Source organism: Pseudoalteromonas sp. L1 (assembly GCF_021728095.1).
In the GTDB taxonomy this organism is placed as follows: Bacteria; Pseudomonadota; Gammaproteobacteria; order Enterobacterales; family Alteromonadaceae; genus Pseudoalteromonas.
On the sequence record NZ_JAKKCT010000010.1, the window covers coordinates 41,561 to 63,149 of the forward strand.

Below are 21,589 nucleotides of genomic sequence, written 5' to 3' on the forward strand. Positions count from 1 at the left end.
GTTTTTTGTTATTAATTCTTTAATTTTTGTTAAAGGTCATCATGAAAAAACAACTCCTTGGTTGGACAGCTGCCGCATTACTTTTTCCTTTTTTTGCAGCTGAAGCCAACGACAAACATGACGCTTTTTTAAAAGCAGAAAAAAAGGCGCGATACGGTGATTATGACGATATGAAAGAGGCGGCCAATGGATTAGACCACCCGCTAAAGCCTTACGTCGAAAAAGCCTATTGGCAACGAAACCCAAGTTTGAAGCATCAAACAGAAATAGAAAACTATCTTAATGTTTATCGTAATACGCCATTAGAGTGGCCTGTGCGTAAAGCATGGCTTAACTATTTAAAACAGTACAATAAAAAAGCCGCTTATATTCGTAATTACAGAGAGACCAGTAATAACGAATTGACTTGTCCTTATTTAAGCTTTCAATTGGACTTAGGTGCGCCTAAAGAAGCAATAATGAATCAAGTTAGTGATTTATGGGTGGTAGGGCATTCTCAACCAAAAGAATGCGACACACTTTTTTCACTTTGGAAAAAAGAAGGTTATCAAACACAAGAACGTATTTGGCAACGAGTTTCTCTCGCTGCAGAAGGCGGTACGTCAAGCTTATTGCCTTACCTAAAGTCATTACTCCCTAAAGGTGAGCAGTACCTAGCTGATTTATATTTAAAAGTACGCAAAGACCCGAGTGCTTCGGCTGGTTTATATCGCTTCAAGAAAAAGACAGCCAAAGAAGGGCAAATAGCATTATACGGGGTGAAACGCTTAGTTTGGCGTGATAAAGAGTTAGCGCTTCGAGCATGGGAAAAGCTTGAAAAAATGTTTGTTTACACGGAAGAACAAAAAGCAGATGTGTACTACAACTTTGCACTATCGCTTGCCTCAAGTGGGCATAAACAAGCTCGCTTTTGGTTAAATAAGGTGCCTAAAGAGCGTCAAACAACGAAGTTAATGCAGTGGCAGCTTGCTAATATGCTCGAACTGCAAGATTGGTCTGGTATTGTGGCGTTTTTTACCGGTAAAGAAAACCTAAGCCTAGGTCAGCAATATTGGTTAGCATATAGCTTAAATCAGCGTGGCGAAGTTGAAGATGCCCGCACTCTTTGGCAAAAAGTTGCCAAAGAGCGCGATTATTACGGCTTTTTAGCGTCTGCCCGATTAGGTATTCCGGTTAGTTTAAACAATCAACAGTTGCAAATTTCTGATAAGCTCCAACTAGAGGTCGCAAATGCACCAGGCTTTAAGCGTGCGCGTGCACTCTATGAGCTTGAGCGCTACACGTCAGCTCGCAGGGAGTGGAATTACTTAACAGGTACATCAACCAAAGAAGAAAAACTCGCGGCATCAATACTTGCTGCTGAGCTTGATTGGTATGACAGCACTATTTATACCTTGGCACAAATTAAAGAATGGGATTATGTTGATTTGCGTTTCCCATTTGCGTTTAAAGATGTATTTGAGAGCTACAGTAACCGTAATCATATAGACATGGCATGGAGTATTGCAATTTCACGTCGTGAAAGCTCATTTGCGCCCGATGCCCGCTCTCATGCAAACGCCTATGGTTTAATGCAGTTATTACCGAGTACTGCTAAATACATTAATAGAAGTACTGTTTCACGCCGAAAATTGTTTCACCCTAAAACGAATATTCGTTTAGGAAGTGAATACTTGAAATATTTAAAAAAGAAAAATCGTGGCAACGAAATATTAGCAACCGCTTCTTATAATGCAGGTTATCACCGTATTAAACGTTGGATCCCTGAACAAGCAATGCCTGCAGAGTTATGGATTGAACTTATACCTTATACTGAAACTCGCAATTACGTGAAGAATGTATTTGCTTACAGGCAAGTTTACCATACGCGTTTAGGGCGAGATGGTAATGTGCTTGCGCCAATTTTAGATATGAAAATGGGCGGCTGACTAATTGACCTTAACCCCCTGTGTTGGGCGTTAAGGTCGACTATGATAGACTGCGACTAAGTCGAATTTACTTATATGGGTTTACTATGGATAAATTAGCGGTGTTATATGCCGAACATATTGCAACCTTGCAACAGCGCACGCGTACAATTACAGAGCGTGAAGGTTTAGAAGGCCTTGTTATTCACTCTGGTCAGGCAAAGCGCCAGTTTTTAGATGATATGTACTACCCGTTTAAGGTTAACCCGCAATTCAAAGCTTGGTTACCTGTAATTGATAACCCTCATTGTTGGATAGTTGTAGACGGTGCATCTAAACCAAAGCTGATATTTTATCGCCCAGTTGATTTTTGGCATAAAGTACCTGATGAGCCTCGTGATTTTTGGGCTGAGTATTTTGATATTGAATTATTAGTACAGCCAGATCAGGTAGAAAAACTGCTTCCTTACGATAAGGCAAAATTTGCCTATATCGGTGAATATTTAGACGTAGCGCAAGCGCTGGGCTTTAGCATTATGAACCCAGAGCCAGTTATGAACTATTTGCACTTTCATCGTGCCTATAAAACACAATACGAGCTTGAGTGTTTACGTCAAGCTAACCGTATTGCCGTCGATGGTCATAAAGCGGCACGTGATGCTTTCTTTGCTGGTGGCTCTGAATTTGATATTCAACAGGCTTACTTAATGGCGACGCGTCAAAGTGAAAATGAAATGCCATACGGTAATATTGTTGCGCTTAATGAAAACTGTGCAATCTTACACTACACGCACTTTGAGCCTAAAGCGCCAGAGACACATCGCTCATTCCTAATTGACGCTGGTGCAAATTTTAATGGCTACGCAGCTGATATCACGCGTACTTATGATTTTAATCAGTCGGGTGAGTTTAGTGACTTAATTAAGGTCATGACGGAGCATCAAATTGCCTTAGGTAAAGCATTAAAACCAGGTATGTTATATGGCGAATTGCATTTGGACTGTCATCAGCGTATAGCACAGGTGTTGAGCGACTTTAACATTGTGAAGCTACCGGCGGCTGAAATTGTTGAACGTGGTATTACGTCAACCTTCTTCCCGCATGGTCTTGGCCATCACCTCGGCTTACAAGTGCATGATATGGGTGGTTTTATGGCTGATGATAAAGGTGCACATCAAGCACCACCTGAAGGACACCCGTTCTTACGTTGCACTCGCTTAATCGAAAAGAACCAAGTCTTTACTATTGAACCGGGTTTATATTTTATTGAATCGTTACTGGGTGACCTTGCGCAAACCGATAATAAACAGTTTATTAACTGGGAAAAAGTTGAAGCGCTTAAACCATTCGGCGGTATCCGTATTGAAGATAATATTATCGTTCATGATGATCGCTTAGAAAACATGACCCGTGATCTGCATCTAGACTAATAAAAACGAGATTAACAAGAGGGGCCAAATGGCCCCATTTTTTTGGATAGAAGAATATGTCTGAATATCAATATCCGGCAGAGCCTGTTTTTTACCAAGAAGAAATAAAAAAAAGTACATTTATTGTGCATATTGCCCATACTCCTAACTTAGAGTCAGCAAAAGCATTCATCAAAGAGATTCAAAATAAATACAGTGATGCGCGTCACAACTGTTGGGCACATGTTGCAGGAAACCCAGGTGGTAGCCATGTATATGGCTTTTCAGATGATGGAGAACCTAATGGCACCGCAGGAAAACCAATGCTTAATGTGCTGACGGGGTCTGGAATTGGTGAGATCACCGCTGTTGTAACGCGTTATTTTGGCGGTATTAAGCTGGGTACCGGTGGACTTGTGCGTGCTTATGGCGGAAGTTTAAACAATGCCATGCGTGAGCTTAAAACAATCACCAAAGTACCGAGCGTTGAGTTAGTCGGATACAGTGATTACAGCGCTCAGGGAGCTATAGAGCAGTTATTGAAAAGCCAATATCAAGTATTAAATATAGAAAAACAGTTTGCTGAAAATATTGCTTGGAAAATCCAAATAGATAGTCGCCAAGTAGAGCTGGCAATCAAAGAGATACATGAGTTAACACATGGTGCCGTTGAGTTCGCCGTTAAAAAAGATACGCCATGAAATAAACATACAGCGTTTACTTACAGTTAAGCCTGTAAGACAATAAACTCTAATAGCTAAATCAGATATTTAAAAAGCGATACGCACAGATGCAATTTCGTACCATAATAAAAATCCTAGGCCAGCTGGTGGCTTTATTTAGTATCACCATGGTGCCGCCAGCACTGGTATCTTTAATCTATAAAGATGGTGGTGGTGTGCCGTTCGTTCTTGCGTTTATTTTTAGTGTTGTTATTGGTTTAGCAGCGTATTACCCAAACCGCCATGAGCATGGCGACTTAAAAGCGCGCGAAGGCTTTTTAATTGTGGTGTTGTTCTGGTTGGTACTTGGCAGCTTTGCGGCTGTACCATTAGTTTTTTTACAAGAGCCAAGTTTGTCGTTAGCTGACTCTGTGTTTGAGGCATTTTCAGGCCTTACAACAACAGGGGCAACCGTTTTAACTGGGATTGAGTACCTACCAAAATCAGTGCTTTTTTATCGCCAACAACTACAGTGGCTTGGTGGTATGGGGATCATCGTACTTGCCGTTGCTGTGTTACCCATGCTTGGGGTCGGTGGTATGCAGCTGTACCGTGCCGAAACTCCTGGCCCAGTTAAAGATTCAAAAATGACGCCCCGTATTGCCGATACCGCCAAACACCTTTGGTACATTTATGTGTCACTTACTATTGCGTGTACGCTTGCCTATTGGGGAGCGGGAATGGACTGGTTTGATGCTATTTGTCATGCTTTCTCAACGATTGCGATTGGCGGTTTCTCTACTTATGATGCGTCTATGGGGCAGTTTGATAGTCCACTGATTAACTTTATATGTGTGGTGTTTTTACTTATTGCCGCAATAAACTTCTCGCTGCACTATGCGGCGGTATCCTCGCGCAGTATTCGTGTTTATTTACGTGACCCTGAATTTAAAGTGTTCTTACTTATTCAGCTCGCTCTAGTGATTGTCTGTTTTACTGTACTGTCATCTAATAACATTTATGCAGACGGTGACGAAACATTAGATCAAGCTATGTTCCAGGCCGTGTCAATGAGTACCACCGCAGGTTTCGCTACAGATAACTTTTCTGCATGGCCATTGTTTTTGCCTATTTTATTAATATTCTCAAGCTTTATTGGTGGTTGTGCAGGGTCTACCGGTGGCGGAATGAAAGTTGTGCGTGTGTTCTTACTTTACTTACAAGGTATTCGTGAGCTTAATCGTCTTGTACATCCGCGTGCAATTTATTCAATTAAACTAGGTCGCAAAGCACTTCCAGATAAAGTGGTAGAAGCTGTCTGGGGATTCTTCTCAGCCTATGCTTTAGTGTTTGTGATTATCATGTTGGCACTAATGGGCACAGGTATGGATAACATTAGTGCGTTTTCAGCAACCGCAGCGTGTCTAAATAATTTAGGTCCTGGCTTGGGTGAAGTTGCCGCCCATTATGGGGCGATATCCGATACTGCTAAGTGGTTATTGACCATCGCAATGGTATTTGGTCGTCTTGAAATTTTTACCTTGCTGGTATTGTTCACTCCAACTTTCTGGCGTGGTTAGTGAGCCGTTTATATTTTAAAGGACTTAATAAATGGCAAAGACACAGCTACAGCGTAATTTAGATAAGCTAGCTTATATACCTGCAGGTAGTATTGTTGATGTTGAGATAATCACTCCGATAGATAGTAAGCGAGTTAAAACGGAGTTTATAGGTTTACTCAACGAACAACATATTATTCTTAATTACCCCTCAGCAAGGCGATTAATTAATAGTGGCGAGTTGATCAAAGAAGGTGTGATGGTCATTGTGCGCGCAGTGCTCGAAAGTGGCGGTGGGCAGGTGATTGCATTTCGCCAACAAATTAAGGCCGTCGCTTCGCACCCCTATCGTTTAATCTTTTTAGACTTTCCTAAACACGTTCAGTTATTCAGTCTTCGCAGTGAAACCCGTATTCCAACACTCTTCAGTGCTTGTTTAAACACCGATGAGCAGAAATACCAAGGACTCATTAAAGATATCTCTCTTACAGGCGTTCAGTTTGATATTAAAAGTGATGTCGATCTCAGCTTTCTAAAAGAACAAAGCTGTAACCTTGTACTAAATAAACATGAATTTGCTGGAAAGGTGTGCAGTGTTCGTAAAAATGCGTCTAGCTACCAATTAGGACTTCAGTTAAATACGGGTGAAGAACAAATGAAGTCATTCATGAAAGAGCACCTGATAGACTTTTCAGTACTTGATTGAAGCCATTCACTTTCCCTGATCCGCCGTTTTGCAACAAAGCGGTTGTTTTTTATACTTTTATTGGAAATAAAGTAAAAAAATTTTCGTAAATTATTAAAAAGTCAAATAAATCAGCTAGTTAAATTTAAAAAATATTTTTATTTATTTTTATTATTTTCACCGTTCATACAAGGTTTAGACTCACGTTCGAACATTTTTAGTGTTTAGGTAGCTAATAGCACTCAATGTCTCTGTTTTATATTTTTTAACCTAATGATTAATAAAGAAATAATTTTTTAAGCTTTATGTGTGTTGCTAAAAAGCAACAGAAAATTAGCTCATTTTCCACGTAAAATCACCAAATTCGCTTTAACTCAATGAAAATTAAGGGATTTTAAACTTTGGCATCGAAGTTGAAATAGTCTTAGCGAACACAGAGAAAAGTGATTAGAAGTTTCACACCTCTAACACAGTTAAGACAACATTGAAGGAATAGTGATTATGAAAACAGTAAACAAAACATTTGCACTTTTAGCTCTAGTATCTTCTTCAGCAGCATTTGCAGCGACAGATTTCGAAACACTTGATGTTAACGACGATGGTGCAATTAGCCAAAGTGAAGCGTCAGTTGATGCAACTTTAATGAGTCAGTTTAAAGAATTAGACACAGATGGCAACGGCGAACTTTCTGAAGAAGAATTCGCAAAAGCATAATTTTACAGTAGGGAAACTCTGAAAAGGATTTTCTACACAAGACAACACACTTTGAAGGAATAACATTATGAATACAGTAAATAAAACATTAGCACTAGTCGCACTTGTATCTTCATCTGCAGCATTTGCAATGAGCGATTTTGACACATTAGATGTGGATGGAAACGGTGCCATCAGCCAAAGCGAAGCATCAGTTGATGCAGAGTTAATGAGTATTTTCACAGAACTTGATACAGACGGTAACGGTGAGTTATCAAAAGAAGAGTTCTCTAAAGCTTAATGATGTATTTAGTAAACCCATTAATTTAGCTGATTAGTTCTGAGTTGCCAAAGACAACCTAAATGGATAAGGGAATCCATGATAAAGGATAGCAAGGAGAGTGTGATCAGCTAACACTTTTTTGAGTAGATATTGAAGGATTATGATTATGAAAACAGTTAACAAAGCACTAGCACTTATCGCATTAGCCTCTTCGTCAGCAGCATTTGCAGGCACAGATTTCGATACATTAGATGTAGACGGAGATGGTGTTATCAGTCAAAGCGAAGCATCTGTCGATGCTAACATCATGGCGCAATTTAAAACCCTTGATGTAGATGGCGATGGCGTACTCACTGAAGCCGAATTTTCAGAAGCAGAGTAAAACAAACTCGCAATTAACCAGTTTCCATTAAACAGGGATCTCAGAAACGGATTTCACTCTTAAAAAATGAAGGTAATTATTATGAAACAGATCAATACAACACTTGCAATTTTAGCACTAGCAACTTCATCAGCGGCATTTGCACAAGGTGTAAGCTTCTCAACGTTTGACACTAATAGTGATGGTGTTATCAGTAAAGAAGAAGCATCAGCAAATGTGCAACTAGAGAAATTATTCCCAGAGCTAGATACTGATGGCAATGGTGAGCTTTCTAAAGAAGAATTTGCACAGATTCAATAGTTAAGTTTTTTCACTTCAAGAGTCGTAAAGCAGCTAAATCATTAAGATTTGCTGCTTTTTTTATGCCAAAAACTAAAGGAATATAGCGCTTACCTGGAATAGCTTTTCAACAACTGTAATATGTTTCTTATCGATTAAGAACATAATCACATGATCTCCCGATTGAATCACTGTATCGTCATGGGCAATCAGTACATCATCGTTACGCACAATTGCACCTATGGTTGTTCCTGCGGGTAGTTTGATATCAGCAATTGCTCGGCCAACAACCTTAGAAGTATGCTCATCACCGTGAGCGACAGCCTCAATGGCTTCCGCAGCGCCTTTACGTAACGAATAAACATTAACAATGTCACCACGGCGAACATGTGTTAACAGCGCCGATATAGTGGCTTGCTGAGGTGAAATAGCAATATCAATTTCACCACCTTGTACTAAGTCAACATAAGCACCACGCTGAATAAGCACCATGGTTTTTTGTGCGCCCATGCGCTTTGCCAGCATCGCAGACATAATGTTTGCTTCATCGTCGTTAGTCACTGCGATGAATACATCCACTTGTTCAATATGTTCTTCAGATAACAGCTCTTGATCGGAGGCATCGCCACAAAACACAACGGTGTTATCAAGCATTTCAGAGAGCTGTGCTGCACGCTCTTTATTACGCTCAAGCAGCTTCACGCTGTGGTTTTTCTCAAGTGAACGCGCAAGGCCTGCACCGATATTACCACCACCAGCAATCATGATCTTTTTGTATGAACGTTCGAGCTTTTGCAGCTCATTCATAACTGCTCGAATATGCTTTGTTGCAGCGATAAAGAACACTTCATCGTCTGCTTCGATAACCGTGGTGCCAAGTGGTTTAATCGCTTTACCTTGACGATAAATAGCCGCTACCCGGGTTTCGACATTCGGAATGTGCTCTTTCAAGGCTGAAAGTGCATAACCCACCAGTAAACCACCGTAATAGGCTTTCACCGCAACCAGCGATAACATGCCATCGGCAAATTGTAATACCTGTAAAGCACCCGGATAGTCGATTAAGCGACGAATATACTTAGTTACCAGCGCTTCTGGAGCAATGTAGTGGTCAACAGGTAAGTCATCGTTATGGAATAACTTTTCACGGTACTTTAAGTATTGCTCTGAGCGAATACGGGCAATTTTGGTTGGTGTGTTAAAAATACTATAAGCAACTTGGCATGCAACCATGTTCACTTCATCTGAACTGGTTACGGCAATAATCATATCGGCGTCTTCTGCGCCTGCGCGACGCAATACATCGGGATGCGCACTGTGGCCAGTAACACCTTGTAAGTCGTACTTATCTTGTAGCTCTCGCAAACGATTACCGTCGATATCGACAACGGTGATCTCATTTTGCTCACCTACGAGGTTTTCTGCCAGTGTGCCACCAACTTGTCCGGCACCGAGTATGATTATTTTCATAGCGTGTTCTTATTAGTGTTTTTTAACTAGCTTTGCATAATAGAAACCGTCACTTTCACCAGGCAGTAATTGTAGGCCAGGTAAAGTCGGGGTGTCGTTTTCATGCAGAGGTATGTGTTCAGCACTTTGATTATTGGCAAGGAACTTAGCAACTTGTTGTTGGTTCTCTTGCGGTAATACAGAGCAAGTCGCATAAACTAACGTACCACCTGGCTTAAGTAGAGGCCAGATACTATTTAGGATATCGCCTTGTAAATTAGCCAGATCTTCAATATCAGATGCACGACGTAACCATTTAATATCAGGGTGACGACGAATAACGCCGGTAGCGGAACAAGGCACATCAAGCAAGATACGGTCGAACTGCTGCTCATCCCACCAAATATGGGGTTGTGAAGCATCGGCACATTGTAGATCGGCAGCTAAACCAATACGTACTAAGTTTTGTTTAACACGTTCTAGGCGTTCGCTGTCGCTATCAAGTGCTAATACGTCGGCATCGGCAAGCTCTAGGATGTGGCACGTTTTACCACCTGGCGCCGCACACGCATCTAAAATGACATCATCATTTTGTGGATCTAAAAAGCGTGCCGCTAATTGTGCCGCAGCATCTTGTACAGAGCAGGCACCGGTATCAAATTCTGGTAATGCGTATACATCACATGGTTTTGCTAGTTTAATACCATCAGGAAAATCAGCATTAAGGGTATGCTCAATATCATTCGCTTTTAGCATCTCGCTGTATTCTTGGGTGCTGTATTGCGCTTGGTTTACCCGTAACCACATAGGAGCTTGTAGCTGATTCGCTTCAAGGATTTCTTGCCAGTTGTCAGGGTAGGCAGCGGTTACTTGTTTGATGAACCAACCAGGGTGGTTAAATTTGCAAACCGGAATTTGCTTTGCTTTTTCTTCAAGTTCAGCTTGTTCACGTTGGAAACTGCGTAAAATAGCGTTAATCAGGCCTTTTAAACCCAGTGCACGCATTTGCTGAAGTGCGTTTACTGTTTCGCTGATTGCTGCATGAGGCGGTACACGCATATGTTGAAGTTGGTAAATACCTACATACAACAAGAACTGGAAAATACGGCGCTTACCTTTTAGCGGTTGATCTAAAAGTTGTTGGCAATAATTCTCTAAACTAGGTAAATAGCGCAGCACACCGTAGCAAATTTGTTGCAGTAGGGCTTTATCTTTCGGTGATAAACCTTGGCTTGCAAAAGGCAACTCTTGATTAAGCGACGCGCCTTTATCGACCACGTTGTAAAGGGTTTCAGCAGCCAGTGCTCTTACATTACTCATTGCTTTGACCTAATACTGAGCCAGGCGCTACCCAATCACTGCGACCATTTAAAAAGTCAGTTACAGACATTGGTTTTTTACCTTGTGGTTGAAGAAGGGTGATTTTAAGTGCATCTTGTCCACAGCCAACGGTAATACCTTGCTTATCAGCAGCAATGATTTTACCTGCTTGTGCAGTTTGCGATACAACCTCTGCTTGCCAAATTTTTACCGTTTGTCCTGCCATTTCAGTAAAGCAAACAGGCCATGGATTAAAGGCACGGATATTACGCTCAATTTGCGCAGCATCCATTGACCAATCAATATTAGCTTCGTCTTTTGATAGCTTCTTGGCGTAATTTGCTAGTGCGTCATCTTGCTTTTCTGGGGTGATTTCACCTGCAGCGAGACGACTTATAGTACTGATCAGAGCATCAGGTCCAAGTGCAGCCAGTTTATCGTATAAAGAACTACTGGTTTCTGTGTTATAAATAGGGCAGCGGCTGATGTGTAGCATATCGCCTGTATCTAATCCCTCGTCCATTTGCATTATTGTTACACCGGTTTCACTGTCGCCAGCCCAAATAGCGCGTTGAATTGGTGCAGCACCACGCCAGCGTGGTAAAATAGAACCATGCACGTTTAAGCAGCCTAAGCGCGGTGCATCTAAAATTGCTTTTGGTAGCAGTAAGCCGTATGCCACCACAATCATAATATCGGCGTTCAGGCTTGTAAGCTCTGCAAGTGCTTCATCTGATTTTAGCGATTGCGGTTGAAATACGGGTAAATCGTGAGCAAGTGCGAGTTCTTTTACTTCACTGGCTTTAAGCTTTTTGCCACGGCCAGCAGGGCGATCTGGTTGGCTATAAACACCAACAATATCATGCTCTGAGTCTATTAAGGCTTGTAAGTGGCGCGCGGCGAAATCCGGCGTACCAGCAAAAATAATACGTAATGGTTGTGTCACAGGTATTCCTATTGATTAATTTATGATTTAGCTGCCAGCTTCGCTTCTTTCTCAAGCTTCTTACGGATACGTTGGCGCTTTAGAGGCGATAAATAATCAATAAATAGAGTGCCTTTTAGGTGATCAAGCTCATGCTGAATACAAATCGCTAATAGCTCGTCAGCGTCTAGGCTGAATTCCTCACCATTTTCATTCAGTGCTTTTACAGTCACTGTTTCTGCACGGTCAACTTTCGCATAAGAATAAGGCACAGATAAACAACCTTCTTCACTCACCGTTGAGCCATCTTTTTTGGTGATTTCTGGGTTGATTAATACTAGCGGTTGGTCGCGCTCTTCTGAGACATCGATCACCACAATTCGCTGGTGGATATCTACTTGCGTTGCTGCTAAGCCGATACCGTTCTCGTCATACATAGTTTCAAGCATGTCTTTGACGATTTGACGAACATCATCGTTTACTTCTGGTACTTCTTTCGCGATTGTACGTAAACGCTCATCCGGAAATCTTAAAACATCTAACCTAGCCATAGTTACCTTTTACACTTGTGATTCATTTAGGGTATTGTATGCTTTTATTTTAGCCATTCGTGTTCACCTTTAACAGGTTTTGGTTGATAATAATCTAAAAACAACACTAGGAAGCCAAATGAAATATCCGTTAGTTGCGGCTTTATTAGCCATTAGCTGTGCATTTTCAGCAGCAGCTGATGTGTTAACAATAAAAAAAGATGCTCCAAAACAATATGTTGTAAAAAAAGGGGACACGCTTTGGGATATATCAGGTATATATCTTAATCATCCATGGCAATGGCCAGAGCTATGGCAAATGAACCCTCAAATAGCCAATCCTCATTTAATATACCCAGGTGATGCGCTTACTTTAATTTACGATAAAGATGGAAAACCGCGTTTAGTTAAAAATAGCCGGTATAAAAAACTCTCTCCAGAGGGGCGTATTACACCTAAAGGTAAACAGGCTGTACCCACATTACCCCTTGAACTACTGCGCCCATATTTGACCTACGAGCAAGCAATTGATCGTCAGGTTATGGCAGATAAGCCATATATTTTAGGTGCTAGTGTGAATACAAAAATGAATACCATGGGTCATATTCTTTATGTGAAAGGTAATTTAAATTTAAATGAAGCATATGGCGTTTATCGTAAAGGAAATGAGTTAGTAGACCCTAATACAAATGAAGTGTTAGCCAATAAAGCTGAATTAGTTGCAATTGTACGTGCCTTTAGAAGTGGTGATGTTGAACATGGTGTACCAGCGTCCGTTAAGATTGAGATGGTAAAACAAGAAATTAAACCGAATGATTTCTTAATGCCTGCAATGGATGGACAAATGTTACCAGCCTATTTCAATATGAAACGTCCAGAAGGTGAGCTGAACGGTACAATTATCGCGTCAGTAAGTGAGCTGCGAGAATTTAGCACCATGGATATTGTTGTTTTAAATTTAGGTGCAGAACAGGTCAAGCCTGGCTTTGTACTTGATATTGAGCGTCAATCTCCAGAGGTATTTGATGGTCGAAGTGGCCCTCGTTATCGTGAAGACTCAACGAGTCTTGAGAAGCTAATCACAGATACCAATGAGTACTTTGGTGTGGAAGCAGACAAAGATAGCAAGGTATGGCACATGCCTAAAGAGAAAGTAGGCGAACTCATGGTGTTTAAGGTATACGATAACGTGAGCTATGCATTGATTGTGAAAAATCAGCATCCTATTCGAGTTGGTGACTATGCTGTCATAAACTAACCCACACTCAGGATGCTCTAAGGAGGGAGCATGGAACAGGTTTCAGGCAAGCTATCTCATTGGCTTGCCTTTTATTTATGTAAAGGGCTGGGAATTAAAAGCCTTATAGCATTGGCCCAAAACCACATCTTAAGTGAGCTTTTTTCGCTTACAAGTACACAGCTGCAGAATTTAGGTTTAACAAAAAACCAAGCTGATAATCTCGCTAATACTGATTGGCAAAAAGTCGCTTACTACGAAGAACTTATTCATGCTTACCAAATAACCACCATTTGTTACTTTGATGATCACTATCCCACACAGTTAAAGGAAATTGCCAGTGCACCTTTATTACTATTTTGTGTGGGGAATATTGAACTTTTAACTTCACCACAAGTTGCGATTGTTGGCAGCCGACATGCAACTCCTACAGGGCTCGAGATCGCCGCTGAATTTGCACACCAATTAAGTTGTGCAGGCATTACAGTCACTTCTGGTATGGCACTTGGCATTGATGGTGCGGCACATAAAGGGGCTCTGGCTGGTTCTGGAAAAACCATTGCTGTGCTTGGTACAGGGTTAGATATTGCTTACCCTAAACGTCATAAACTACTGACAAAGCAGGTAGCAGAACGAGGATTGCTTATATCGGAGTTCTTGCCTGGTACAGCTGCTAATGCAGCGAATTTTCCTCGTAGAAACCGAATAATATCAGGTCTTTCACTTGGTGTTTTAATTGTTGAAGCACAAATAAAAAGCGGCTCTTTAGTCACTGTACGTTATGCACTTGAGCAAAATAAGGATGTTTTTGCAGTGCCCGGCTCAATTAAAAACCCGCTTTCAGAAGCTAGCCATTTTTTGATAAAGCAAGGTGCTAAATTAGTCGAAAATATAAGTGATATTCTTGATGAAGTGAGCTTTTTTTGTGAAAACAGTCTATATATAACAGAAGAGCCCATCATCGAAGAACACGACTGTCCCGTGTTTCAAAGTATCGGGTTCGAGGTAACAAGTGTCGATGTTATTACTCAACGCACTCAGTTACCTGTTGATGAAGTACAAGCTCGGTTACTTGACCTAGAGCTCGCAGATAAAGTAGAGCGAGTGCTAGATGGCTATATAAGACTTGGAGGACATAAACATGTTTGACATCCTCATGTATCTTTTTGAAAACTATATCCATAGTGAAGCTGAAATTTTTACTGAAGAGAACGAGCTTACTGATGAGTTGGTTCGAGCTGGGTTTAATAAACCTGAAATTTATAAAGCACTTGACTGGCTTGAGCAATTGGCTGACTTGCAGCAAAGTGACGTGTATCCGTACCTAAACGCGCAGCCACAACATGCTATGCGTATTTATACCGACAGTGAATGCCAAATGCTGTGCACGGAGTGCCGCGGCTTTTTAATGTTTATTGAGCAAATAGGCGTCATAAATAGCATTACGCGTGAAATGGTAATAGATAGATTATGCGCGCTTGATAAACCGTTTATTTTACTTGAGGACTTAAAATGGGTGGTGTTAATGGTGCTGTTTAATGTGCCAGGATCTGAACAAGCGTATGCACAAATGGAAGATTTGATCTTTGACGAGCCTGCTGATGTGCTTCATTAGTTCGACTTTGCTTGTATCTTTGTTGAGTTTGGGTATATTAGGCGAAAATTAGCCAGCCTAACAGGAACCTTATGAGTAAAATCGATCATTCTCTTTTTTCTGCAGATAAACACGCATTAGAGAAAGAATATGAGGTTTGCCCTAAATGTGGTTCTGAATTGGTCATGCGAAATTCAAAGTCAGGGCCTTTTTTAGGCTGTGCAAGCTACCCTAAGTGTGATTTTATTCGTCCTTTGGCTCATCATGATAGTCAGCAAATTAAAGTACTCGAAGACAGTGCTTGTCCTGAGTGTAGCAAGCCATTGGTAATTAAAAATGGCCGCTATGGCATGTTCATTGGTTGCACAGGCTATCCTGATTGCCATTATATTGCGCATGATGAAGAGTCTGGTGATACAGAGGCACTTCCTAGCTGCCCAAAATGCAAAAAAGGCCAGTTGGTTTCCCGTAGCAATAAATTTGGTAAAACATTCTATTCATGCGACTGTTATCCTCGTTGCAAATATACCCTTAATAACAAACCTGTGTCTAAGACATGTCCCGCTTGTGATTGGCCTATAATGACAGAGAAGAAAACTGCATCGGGCGTTGTGTTACAATGCCCACAAAAAGCCTGTATGCATAAGCTTGCAGAGTCTTAACATATTCGTTCCCTATTATAGTTAGGAGATATTCTTGTCCGATCCTGTTGCTCAACCAGCCAATCCTATTGAAGCCTTAAACCAAGGCGGTGTGATTGTTTATCCAACTGAAGCTGTATTTGGTCTTGGTTGTGACCCTGATAACCAAGCAGCTGTAGAAAAGCTTTTAGCAATTAAACAGCGTCCAATTGAAAAAGGCTTAATTTTAATTGCTGATAATTATGGTCAGTTATTAAAGTATGTTGATGATGCTAAAATCCCAATGGATAAGCGGGCAGATATCTTCTCGCAGTGGCCAGGGGCGATTACGTGGGTAATGCCAGCCGCAAAGCAGACACCAAAATGGTTAACAGGTCAGTTTGATACTATTGCTGTGCGTGTAACGAACCATCCAACAGTAAAAAAATTGTGCCAGCAATTTGGTAAACCACTGGTTTCAACAAGTGCAAATTTAACTGGCCAACCAACAGTAATGAGCATCACGCAAGCAAAAAGCGAATTTGTTGATAGCGTCGATTTTTATGTTGATGAGCCACTAGGTGGGAACACGAACCCCAGTGTAATTAAAGATGCAATGACCGGAAAAGTATTCAGAGGATAAACATGCAAAGCGAGTTACTCGAACAAGTAAAAACCTATTTAATGGCTTTACAAGACACAATTTGTGCAGGCCTTGAAAATGCTGACGGCAAAGCAAAGTTTGTTGAAGATAATTGGCAACGAGCAGAAGGCGGCGGTGGCCGTACTCGTGTTATTCAAGGTGGTAATATCATTGAGCAGGGCGGGGTAAATTACTCGCATGTGTTTGGCGCTTCAATGCCAGCCTCTGCAACTGCGCATCGTCCAGAGCTCGCTGGTCGTAGTTTTCATGCTTGCGGTGTGTCATTGGTGATCCATCCTAATAATCCACACATTCCAACTAGCCACGCTAACGTGCGTTTCTTTATTGCTGAAAAAGAAGGCGAGGAACCAATTTGGTGGTTCGGAGGTGGTTTTGATTTAACACCTTTTTATCCTGTGTTCGACGATGTACAGCACTGGCATCAAGTAGCAAGTGACTTATGTCAGCCATTTGGTGAAGACGTGTATGATAAGTATAAAACATGGTGTGATGAGTATTTTTATTTAAAGCACCGCGGCGAAACACGTGGGGTAGGTGGTTTATTCTTTGATGATTTAAATGAGCTCGGTTTTGCGCAGAGTTTTGCTTTTATGCAAGCTGTTGGAAATGGCTTTTTAGATGCTTACTTACCTATAATTGAGCGTCGTAAAAATACGCCAATTACAGAGCAGCAACGAGATTTTCAGCTTTACCGCCGTGGCCGCTACGTTGAATTTAACCTAGTGTGGGATCGTGGTACTTTATTTGGTCTACAAACTGGGGGACGAACAGAATCGATTTTAATGTCTATGCCACCACTCGCTCGTTGGGAGTATAGTTATACCCCTGTTGAAAATAGCCCAGAAGCCAAGCTTTATCAATATTACTTAAGACCACAAGAATGGCTAAATACAAAGGAATCTGAGTTAGTTGCGCGTGAATGGCAGCTTTAAAGTGCTTAGGTTGTCACTTTATATAAAGGTGACAACCTGCACGTTCAAGTATTTTATCTAGTTAAATTTAAAGCGTCTAACTTGCTCATCTAAAGAGCGTGCTAATGATAAAAGCTCTTCACTGACTTTTTGATTTTCATGAGCATCAACCAACGAATGCTCTGCGTTATCACTTATAGCGACCACACTCCTGTTTATTTCTTCTGCGGCAAGGTTTTGCTGCTCGGTGGCATCGGCTATTTGTACATTGAGTTGATTTATTTCACTCATTTGCAAAGAAATATCACGCAAGGCTTTAGCAACTTGCTTAACTTGTACAGCACGTTCATCAGCTTCTTCACATGAATTATTCATAGTGCTAACCGTTTGTGCCGCTTCGCTCTGTAGCTTATCTATTGTTCGGCGAATTTCATCAGTGGAGTCATGAGTTCTATTCGCGAGCGTTCTAACTTCATCTGCCACGACAGCAAAACCACGACCGGCTTCACCTGCTCGTGCAGCCTCAATAGCTGCATTAAGCGCAAGTAAGTTAGTTTGCTCAGCAATACTACTGATAACTTCTAATACTTTACCGACTTCTAAAGTTTGCGCCTGAAGTTCAGAGACTTGATCTGCGGCTGCACGGACATCTGTCGCAAGTTGATTAATGCTATGCTCGGTATGTTCGGCAACTTGCAAGCTTTGCTGCGCAAGTTGATTACTGTGTTCTGATTTTTCAGATGCAAAATGCGTTGTATTTTTTACTTCACTTGATGAGCTTTCAAGTTCATTTATTGCCGCTGCAACAGAGTCAGTGCCTTGCTTTTGTTGTATTATGGCTTGCTCGGTGGCATCTGCTGAAGTGTATATACTCTCCGCTGAATGGATTAGTACTTTTGATGAGTGCGATACCTGGGCAATATTATCTTTAAACGCACCAATCATTTGATTAAAGCTGGTGGCGAGTGAGCTAAGTTCATCGTTATTATCATCATCAATTTTAAGGCTTAAATCTTTGTTGGTGGTTGCCAAGTGCATCGTATGGCTAATCATCTTCAAGCGCTTAATAAATACTTTTCTAAACATGACTGCTAATAAAGAGAACGCAGTTATGAATATAGTAGCGAGTAGGAAAGTGTTCATTAACGTATTTTGTGATACTTCGTGTTCAATGTCGGCTAATGAATAACTGATTTTAACTACCCCAAGCACATCGCCTTCTTGCGCTTGATGGCATCCTAAACAGTTCGTTCCTTTATAGTCACTGCTAGCAAACATAGGTTTAAGATAGGTCATCGTACTGTTGCTGTTATCTATATATAATGCTTCTGTACCCGCCAGTGCTGCATGTTCTGTATCGGTTGTGGCAACTTGATTGGCATTGCCTGGTCCATAAATTTTATTAACGATGGAGCTGCGAATAATATGTGCATCTTTGATATTTGGATGGCTTCTAAGCTTGTTGCTAAGAATTTCACGGTTTGCCATGGTGCCTGTGAGCATCATGGTATTAATAGAATCAAAGTAATTATCAGCAAGTAATTTTATGTTACTTTCAACGGTATCTTGCGCTAATTCGTGTTGTTGCTGGGCGCTGCTAAATATGCTGGCAAATAATACTAATACGCCTGTCAGTGCTAACAAGGCATAAATTTTAAATTGGATAGACTTCATTCAACGACGCTTTTTCTAAACTAAGGAAAGAGTATTATCTTTATTTAGAAAAAGCATACATTGATATAACTCAAGCTTAATGTTGATTGATCATATGACTTGCGAGTTGCGATAACGATTGTCTTAACCCTTCGCGAAGTAGTGGGTTATCAATTTCGATATCGAGCGTTTTATTCATACAATGCATCCATTGGTCACGTAGGTCTTGATCAATAGGGAAAGGCATGTGACGCTTTCTTAGCATTGGGTGACCATATTTTTCAACGAATAGGTCAGGGCCGCCCAACCAGCCAGATAAAAACTCAAAGAATACTTGGCGAATTCTATCTAAAGGCTGAGGATGCATATCATATAATGGTTTGGCGTATTCATCTATGGCCATTATGTCGTAAAATCGATTTGCAATTGCTCGAGCGCCTGCTTCACCGCCAATAATTTCGTAAGGTGTTTTTTCTGGGGTAGGTGTTTCAGGCGTTGGTTTCGATTTAGAAAAAAGTCGTTTAATCATAATATTAATAAAGCTCTACAGGGCGAAGAGGTTGCTTCACTATGGACAAATACGCGGTTTTTGGAAATCCAATCAAACATTCGAAATCACCCGCAATACACGCACAATTTGCTGCATCATTTAACGAGCAAATACAATACAGCGCCATTTTAGCACCAACAGATGCATTTGAAAAAACTGTCACTGAGTTTTTCGCTGCGGGTGGTAAAGGAGCTAATGTCACTTTGCCATTTAAAGAGCTGGCGTTTGCTATGGTCGACGAGCTAACAGAGCAAGCGAAAATTGCCGGAGCCGTTAATACCATTAAACAACTCGAAGATGGCCGCTTACTCGGTGATAACACCGATGGTGTAGGGCTTGTTAAAGACCTTTTAGCCAATAATGTCACCTTAAAAGGGCAGCGAGTACTCCTTATCGGAGCAGGTGGTGCGGCGCGAGGTGTTATTCAGCCATTATTGAATGAGCATATCGAAAGCTTAACAATAGCCAACCGTACCGCTGAAAAAGCAAAGGCGCTAGCAAGTCATTTTAATGGTGAAATTGATGTTCAGGGCTTTGCTTTAAATGATATCCCAGTAAACAACTATGATGTGGTTATTAATTCTACCTCAAGTAGTGTAACTTGCGACTTACCAGGTATAGCAGAAGAGTATGTTGCTAAGTGTCAGTGCGCTTACGATATGTTTTACGCCAATGACGATACCGCATTTATCAGTTGGGTTAAGTCGATTAACCCATCATGTTTAACACTAGATGGTTGTGGCATGCTAGTTGGCCAAGCAGCACAAGCTTATTTTGTATGGCGCAATAAAATGCCAGAAATCATTCCCGTTGTTACCGCGCTTAAAGCAGGAGAAATTGCGTGAATCAAGCTATCCAATTTATAGACAGACTCGAATTTAAGCCTGAAGAAAAACAGTTGGTATTCTTCGCACAAGTAAGTGGCTTGATGGTGGAGTGTGTTATTGATACCAGCAAGTATGATTTTGCTGATCAAAGCAGTGCGGTTAATTACTTTGAATCTTATCGTTTCGATTATGAAGAGCTCGCCGAGCAACTGATCGAAGATGAGCAGTATAACTCGGCAGGACAAATAGAATTAACCGAGGTGTTTTAGCCCTCTGCTAAGTATTCATCTTTAAGCTGAACATAATTATCTGCAGATATTTTTAAAAAGGCGCGCTCTTGCTCTGTTAAAGGGCGAGCCTGCTTAACAGGGCTACCTACATAGAGGTAACCAGACTCTAAACGCTTGTTAGGTGGTACCAGCGAACCACCACCAATGATCACATCATCTTCAACAATAGCATTGTCCATCACAATTGCACCCATCCCAACAAGTATACGATTACCAAGTTGGCAGCCGTGTAGCATAACTTTATGACCAACAGTGACATCATCACCAATAATAAGAGGGTAGCCATCGGGGTTTGACTTAGAGGCACGTGTTAAATGTAAAACACTGCCATCTTGAATGTTCGTACGTTCACCAATACGTATATAGTTAACATCACCTCGCGCAGCAACAAGAGGCCATACACTTGAATCTTTACCAAGCGTAATATCACCGACTAAAACCGATGACTCATCAATATAAACACTATTATCGTATGTCGGAGTGATCCCTTTATAAGAACGGATAGTCATAAATTCACCTTTTAATTTTAAAATGCGCTCAGTCTAGTGTAACAGCGAAGCAAATAAATACACCAAAACAGGCCTAAATTGACTGCAAAACACCCAGTTTTAGGGTGTTTAGTTCAAAAGCTGAGCGAACAGCAGTTTTTTTTAAATTTTATTGAAAAAAGTGCTTGCGTAAAAAATCCATCTCCCTATAATGCGACCCCACTGACACGGCGGGCAGCAATGAAAAGCGCTAAACAACGTAGCAGAGAGTTAAGTGAAACTTCGGTTTCAAATAATCGAAAGAAAGTTTGAAATTAAGTATTGACTCGAGAAATTAAGGATGTATTATACGCATCCCTAGCGACAACGTCGCAACGTTCTTTAACAATATAAAGCAATCATCTGTGTGGGCACTCGTACAGATTGAGTTCTAACAGCGACGCTTAGTTTACTAAGTGGAGCAAACAAATTTAGAGTCTCAATTTCTTATGAGTGACTATATAGTCAATTTATACAGAATTCATTGAGCACGAAACTTCGGTTTCAAAAAACTTTTAATTGAAGAGTTTGATCATGGCTCAGATTGAACGCTGGCGGCAGGCCTAACACATGCAAGTCGAGCGGAAACGAAGAGGAGCTTGCTCCTTTGGCGTCGAGCGGCGGACGGGTGAG

General features: G+C 41.1%; 24 protein-coding genes and 1 rRNA gene. 18 read left to right on the forward strand and 7 right to left on the reverse strand.

Annotation, left to right across the window (positions count from 1 at the left end):
• The first annotated feature begins 41 nt into the window (after positions 1-41).
• From L3V38_RS19660 to L3V38_RS19700, 9 genes are all read left to right on the forward strand, one after another.
• Positions 42-1,928 (forward strand): transglycosylase SLT domain-containing protein, encoded by a 1,887-nt coding sequence (locus L3V38_RS19660; protein WP_237120481.1) that lies wholly within the window; start codon positions 42-44, stop codon positions 1,926-1,928.
• A gap of 86 nt (positions 1,929-2,014) precedes the next feature.
• On the forward strand, positions 2,015-3,337 hold the full coding sequence (gene pepQ / locus L3V38_RS19665) for a Xaa-Pro dipeptidase (protein WP_237120483.1): 1,323 nt from the start codon (positions 2,015-2,017) through the stop codon (positions 3,335-3,337).
• A 56-nt stretch (positions 3,338-3,393) separates the two neighbouring features.
• On the forward strand, positions 3,394-4,017 hold the full coding sequence (locus L3V38_RS19670) for a YigZ family protein (RefSeq protein WP_130149238.1): 624 nt from the start codon (positions 3,394-3,396) through the stop codon (positions 4,015-4,017).
• A gap of 89 nt (positions 4,018-4,106) precedes the next feature.
• Positions 4,107-5,558 carry a TrkH family potassium uptake protein gene (locus tag L3V38_RS19675; protein ID WP_130149237.1) on the forward strand — a complete coding sequence of 484 codons (1,452 nt, stop codon included), beginning with the start codon at positions 4,107-4,109 and terminating at the stop codon, positions 5,556-5,558.
• Positions 5,559-5,589: 31 nt separating this feature from the next.
• Positions 5,590-6,243 carry a flagellar brake protein gene (locus L3V38_RS19680; protein WP_062568446.1) on the forward strand — a complete coding sequence of 218 codons (654 nt, stop codon included), beginning with the start codon at positions 5,590-5,592 and terminating at the stop codon, positions 6,241-6,243.
• A 480-nt stretch (positions 6,244-6,723) separates the two neighbouring features.
• The gene (locus L3V38_RS19685; RefSeq protein ID WP_193988073.1) at positions 6,724-6,936 is read left to right on the forward strand and encodes a calmodulin; all 213 of its coding nucleotides are present in this window, start codon (positions 6,724-6,726) and stop codon (positions 6,934-6,936) included.
• A 67-nt stretch (positions 6,937-7,003) separates the two neighbouring features.
• Positions 7,004-7,216 (forward strand): EF-hand domain-containing protein, encoded by a 213-nt coding sequence (locus L3V38_RS19690; protein ID WP_062568443.1) that lies wholly within the window; start codon positions 7,004-7,006, stop codon positions 7,214-7,216.
• A gap of 148 nt (positions 7,217-7,364) precedes the next feature.
• On the forward strand, positions 7,365-7,580 hold the full coding sequence (locus tag L3V38_RS19695; protein WP_062568442.1) for an EF-hand domain-containing protein: 216 nt from the start codon (positions 7,365-7,367) through the stop codon (positions 7,578-7,580).
• Between the two features lie 81 nt (positions 7,581-7,661).
• The gene (locus tag L3V38_RS19700; RefSeq protein ID WP_062568441.1) at positions 7,662-7,880 is read left to right on the forward strand and encodes an EF-hand domain-containing protein; all 219 of its coding nucleotides are present in this window, start codon (positions 7,662-7,664) and stop codon (positions 7,878-7,880) included.
• Between the two features lie 72 nt (positions 7,881-7,952).
• Here the strand turns inward: L3V38_RS19700 and trkA are convergent, their stop codons facing one another.
• From trkA to def, 4 genes are read right to left on the reverse strand one after another with little or no spacing between them, the layout of a single operon-like run.
• The gene (trkA, locus tag L3V38_RS19705) at positions 7,953-9,329 is read right to left on the reverse strand and encodes a Trk system potassium transporter TrkA (RefSeq protein WP_054563775.1); all 1,377 of its coding nucleotides are present in this window, start codon (positions 9,327-9,329) and stop codon (positions 7,953-7,955) included.
• Between the two features lie 12 nt (positions 9,330-9,341).
• Positions 9,342-10,628: a 16S rRNA (cytosine(967)-C(5))-methyltransferase RsmB gene (gene rsmB, locus L3V38_RS19710; RefSeq protein WP_054554772.1), complete on the reverse strand. Its 1,287-nt coding sequence runs from the start codon at positions 10,626-10,628 to the stop codon at positions 9,342-9,344.
• Entirely contained in the window at positions 10,621-11,574 is a 954-nt protein-coding gene (fmt, locus tag L3V38_RS19715) for a methionyl-tRNA formyltransferase (protein ID WP_237120485.1), read from the reverse strand. The genes rsmB and fmt overlap by 8 nt, the downstream gene beginning before the upstream one ends.
• A 20-nt stretch (positions 11,575-11,594) precedes the next feature.
• Positions 11,595-12,104 (reverse strand): peptide deformylase, encoded by a 510-nt coding sequence (def, locus tag L3V38_RS19720; protein ID WP_062568438.1) that lies wholly within the window; start codon positions 12,102-12,104, stop codon positions 11,595-11,597.
• A 118-nt stretch (positions 12,105-12,222) separates the two neighbouring features.
• Between def and L3V38_RS19725 the strand changes: the two genes are divergently transcribed.
• The 6 genes from L3V38_RS19725 to hemF all read left to right on the forward strand — a co-directional run bounded on the left by L3V38_RS19725 (position 12,223) and on the right by hemF (position 17,130).
• Positions 12,223-13,341 (forward strand): LysM peptidoglycan-binding domain-containing protein, encoded by a 1,119-nt coding sequence (locus L3V38_RS19725; protein WP_237120486.1) that lies wholly within the window; start codon positions 12,223-12,225, stop codon positions 13,339-13,341.
• 30 nt (positions 13,342-13,371) lie between these two features.
• Positions 13,372-14,469 carry a DNA-processing protein DprA gene (dprA, locus tag L3V38_RS19730; RefSeq protein WP_237120488.1) on the forward strand — a complete coding sequence of 366 codons (1,098 nt, stop codon included), beginning with the start codon at positions 13,372-13,374 and terminating at the stop codon, positions 14,467-14,469.
• On the forward strand, positions 14,462-14,935 hold the full coding sequence (locus L3V38_RS19735; RefSeq protein ID WP_062568435.1) for a DUF494 family protein: 474 nt from the start codon (positions 14,462-14,464) through the stop codon (positions 14,933-14,935). Before dprA ends, L3V38_RS19735 begins: the two co-directional genes overlap by 8 nt.
• Positions 14,936-15,006: 71 nt before the next feature.
• Positions 15,007-15,576, forward strand: a complete 570-nt coding sequence (locus L3V38_RS19740; RefSeq protein WP_237120490.1) for a topoisomerase DNA-binding C4 zinc finger domain-containing protein — start codon at positions 15,007-15,009, stop codon at positions 15,574-15,576.
• Between the two features lie 34 nt (positions 15,577-15,610).
• Positions 15,611-16,177 carry an L-threonylcarbamoyladenylate synthase gene (locus L3V38_RS19745; RefSeq protein ID WP_237120492.1) on the forward strand — a complete coding sequence of 189 codons (567 nt, stop codon included), beginning with the start codon at positions 15,611-15,613 and terminating at the stop codon, positions 16,175-16,177.
• Positions 16,178-16,179: 2 nt separating this feature from the next.
• Positions 16,180-17,130, forward strand: a complete 951-nt coding sequence (gene hemF / locus L3V38_RS19750) for an oxygen-dependent coproporphyrinogen oxidase (RefSeq protein ID WP_237120494.1) — start codon at positions 16,180-16,182, stop codon at positions 17,128-17,130.
• 57 nt (positions 17,131-17,187) lie between these two features.
• On the opposite strand, the gene L3V38_RS19755 is transcribed toward hemF, so the two are convergent.
• Positions 17,188-18,783 (reverse strand): methyl-accepting chemotaxis protein, encoded by a 1,596-nt coding sequence (locus L3V38_RS19755; protein ID WP_130149229.1) that lies wholly within the window; start codon positions 18,781-18,783, stop codon positions 17,188-17,190.
• A 76-nt stretch (positions 18,784-18,859) separates the two neighbouring features.
• Positions 18,860-19,291 carry a group II truncated hemoglobin gene (locus L3V38_RS19760; RefSeq protein ID WP_237120495.1) on the reverse strand — a complete coding sequence of 144 codons (432 nt, stop codon included), beginning with the start codon at positions 19,289-19,291 and terminating at the stop codon, positions 18,860-18,862.
• Between the two features lie 41 nt (positions 19,292-19,332).
• On the opposite strand from L3V38_RS19760, the gene aroE reads away from it, so the two are divergent.
• Both aroE and L3V38_RS19770 read left to right on the forward strand, forming a co-directional pair.
• A complete protein-coding gene (gene aroE / locus L3V38_RS19765) occupies positions 19,333-20,157 on the forward strand; it encodes a shikimate dehydrogenase (RefSeq protein ID WP_237120496.1) in 825 nt (274 codons plus the stop codon).
• Positions 20,154-20,408, forward strand: coding sequence for a DUF1488 domain-containing protein (locus L3V38_RS19770; protein WP_054563787.1), 255 nt, complete (start codon positions 20,154-20,156; stop codon positions 20,406-20,408). The genes aroE and L3V38_RS19770 overlap by 4 nt, the downstream gene beginning before the upstream one ends.
• Here the strand turns inward: L3V38_RS19770 and L3V38_RS19775 are convergent.
• Positions 20,405-20,938: a gamma carbonic anhydrase family protein gene (locus tag L3V38_RS19775; protein WP_054563788.1), complete on the reverse strand. Its 534-nt coding sequence runs from the start codon at positions 20,936-20,938 to the stop codon at positions 20,405-20,407. The two genes, L3V38_RS19770 and L3V38_RS19775, sit on opposite strands and share 4 nt — an antisense overlap.
• A 534-nt stretch (positions 20,939-21,472) precedes the next feature.
• Here L3V38_RS19775 and L3V38_RS19780 point away from each other — a divergent pair.
• A 16S ribosomal RNA gene (locus L3V38_RS19780) occupies positions 21,473-21,589 on the forward strand; the annotation flags it as partial.

Coding starts and splice junctions, on each gene's coding strand:
- L3V38_RS19660 (WP_237120481.1), top strand. CDS start 42: ATGAAAAAACAACTCCTTGGTTGGACAGCTGCCGCATTACTTTTTCCT.
- pepQ (WP_237120483.1), top strand. CDS start 2,015: ATGGATAAATTAGCGGTGTTATATGCCGAACATATTGCAACCTTGCAA.
- L3V38_RS19670 (WP_130149238.1), top strand. CDS start 3,394: ATGTCTGAATATCAATATCCGGCAGAGCCTGTTTTTTACCAAGAAGAA.
- L3V38_RS19675 (WP_130149237.1), top strand. CDS start 4,107: ATGCAATTTCGTACCATAATAAAAATCCTAGGCCAGCTGGTGGCTTTA.
- L3V38_RS19680 (WP_062568446.1), top strand. CDS start 5,590: ATGGCAAAGACACAGCTACAGCGTAATTTAGATAAGCTAGCTTATATA.
- L3V38_RS19685 (WP_193988073.1), top strand. CDS start 6,724: ATGAAAACAGTAAACAAAACATTTGCACTTTTAGCTCTAGTATCTTCT.
- L3V38_RS19690 (WP_062568443.1), top strand. CDS start 7,004: ATGAATACAGTAAATAAAACATTAGCACTAGTCGCACTTGTATCTTCA.
- L3V38_RS19695 (WP_062568442.1), top strand. CDS start 7,365: ATGAAAACAGTTAACAAAGCACTAGCACTTATCGCATTAGCCTCTTCG.
- L3V38_RS19700 (WP_062568441.1), top strand. CDS start 7,662: ATGAAACAGATCAATACAACACTTGCAATTTTAGCACTAGCAACTTCA.
- trkA (WP_054563775.1), bottom strand. CDS start 9,329: ATGAAAATAATCATACTCGGTGCCGGACAAGTTGGTGGCACACTGGCA.
- rsmB (WP_054554772.1), bottom strand. CDS start 10,628: ATGAGTAATGTAAGAGCACTGGCTGCTGAAACCCTTTACAACGTGGTC.
- def (WP_062568438.1), bottom strand. CDS start 12,104: ATGGCTAGGTTAGATGTTTTAAGATTTCCGGATGAGCGTTTACGTACA.
- L3V38_RS19725 (WP_237120486.1), top strand. CDS start 12,223: ATGAAATATCCGTTAGTTGCGGCTTTATTAGCCATTAGCTGTGCATTT.
- dprA (WP_237120488.1), top strand. CDS start 13,372: ATGGAACAGGTTTCAGGCAAGCTATCTCATTGGCTTGCCTTTTATTTA.
- L3V38_RS19735 (WP_062568435.1), top strand. CDS start 14,462: ATGTTTGACATCCTCATGTATCTTTTTGAAAACTATATCCATAGTGAA.
- L3V38_RS19740 (WP_237120490.1), top strand. CDS start 15,007: ATGAGTAAAATCGATCATTCTCTTTTTTCTGCAGATAAACACGCATTA.
- hemF (WP_237120494.1), top strand. CDS start 16,180: ATGCAAAGCGAGTTACTCGAACAAGTAAAAACCTATTTAATGGCTTTA.
- L3V38_RS19755 (WP_130149229.1), bottom strand. CDS start 18,783: ATGAAGTCTATCCAATTTAAAATTTATGCCTTGTTAGCACTGACAGGC.
- L3V38_RS19760 (WP_237120495.1), bottom strand. CDS start 19,291: ATGATTAAACGACTTTTTTCTAAATCGAAACCAACGCCTGAAACACCT.
- aroE (WP_237120496.1), top strand. CDS start 19,333: ATGGACAAATACGCGGTTTTTGGAAATCCAATCAAACATTCGAAATCA.
- L3V38_RS19775 (WP_054563788.1), bottom strand. CDS start 20,938: ATGACTATCCGTTCTTATAAAGGGATCACTCCGACATACGATAATAGT.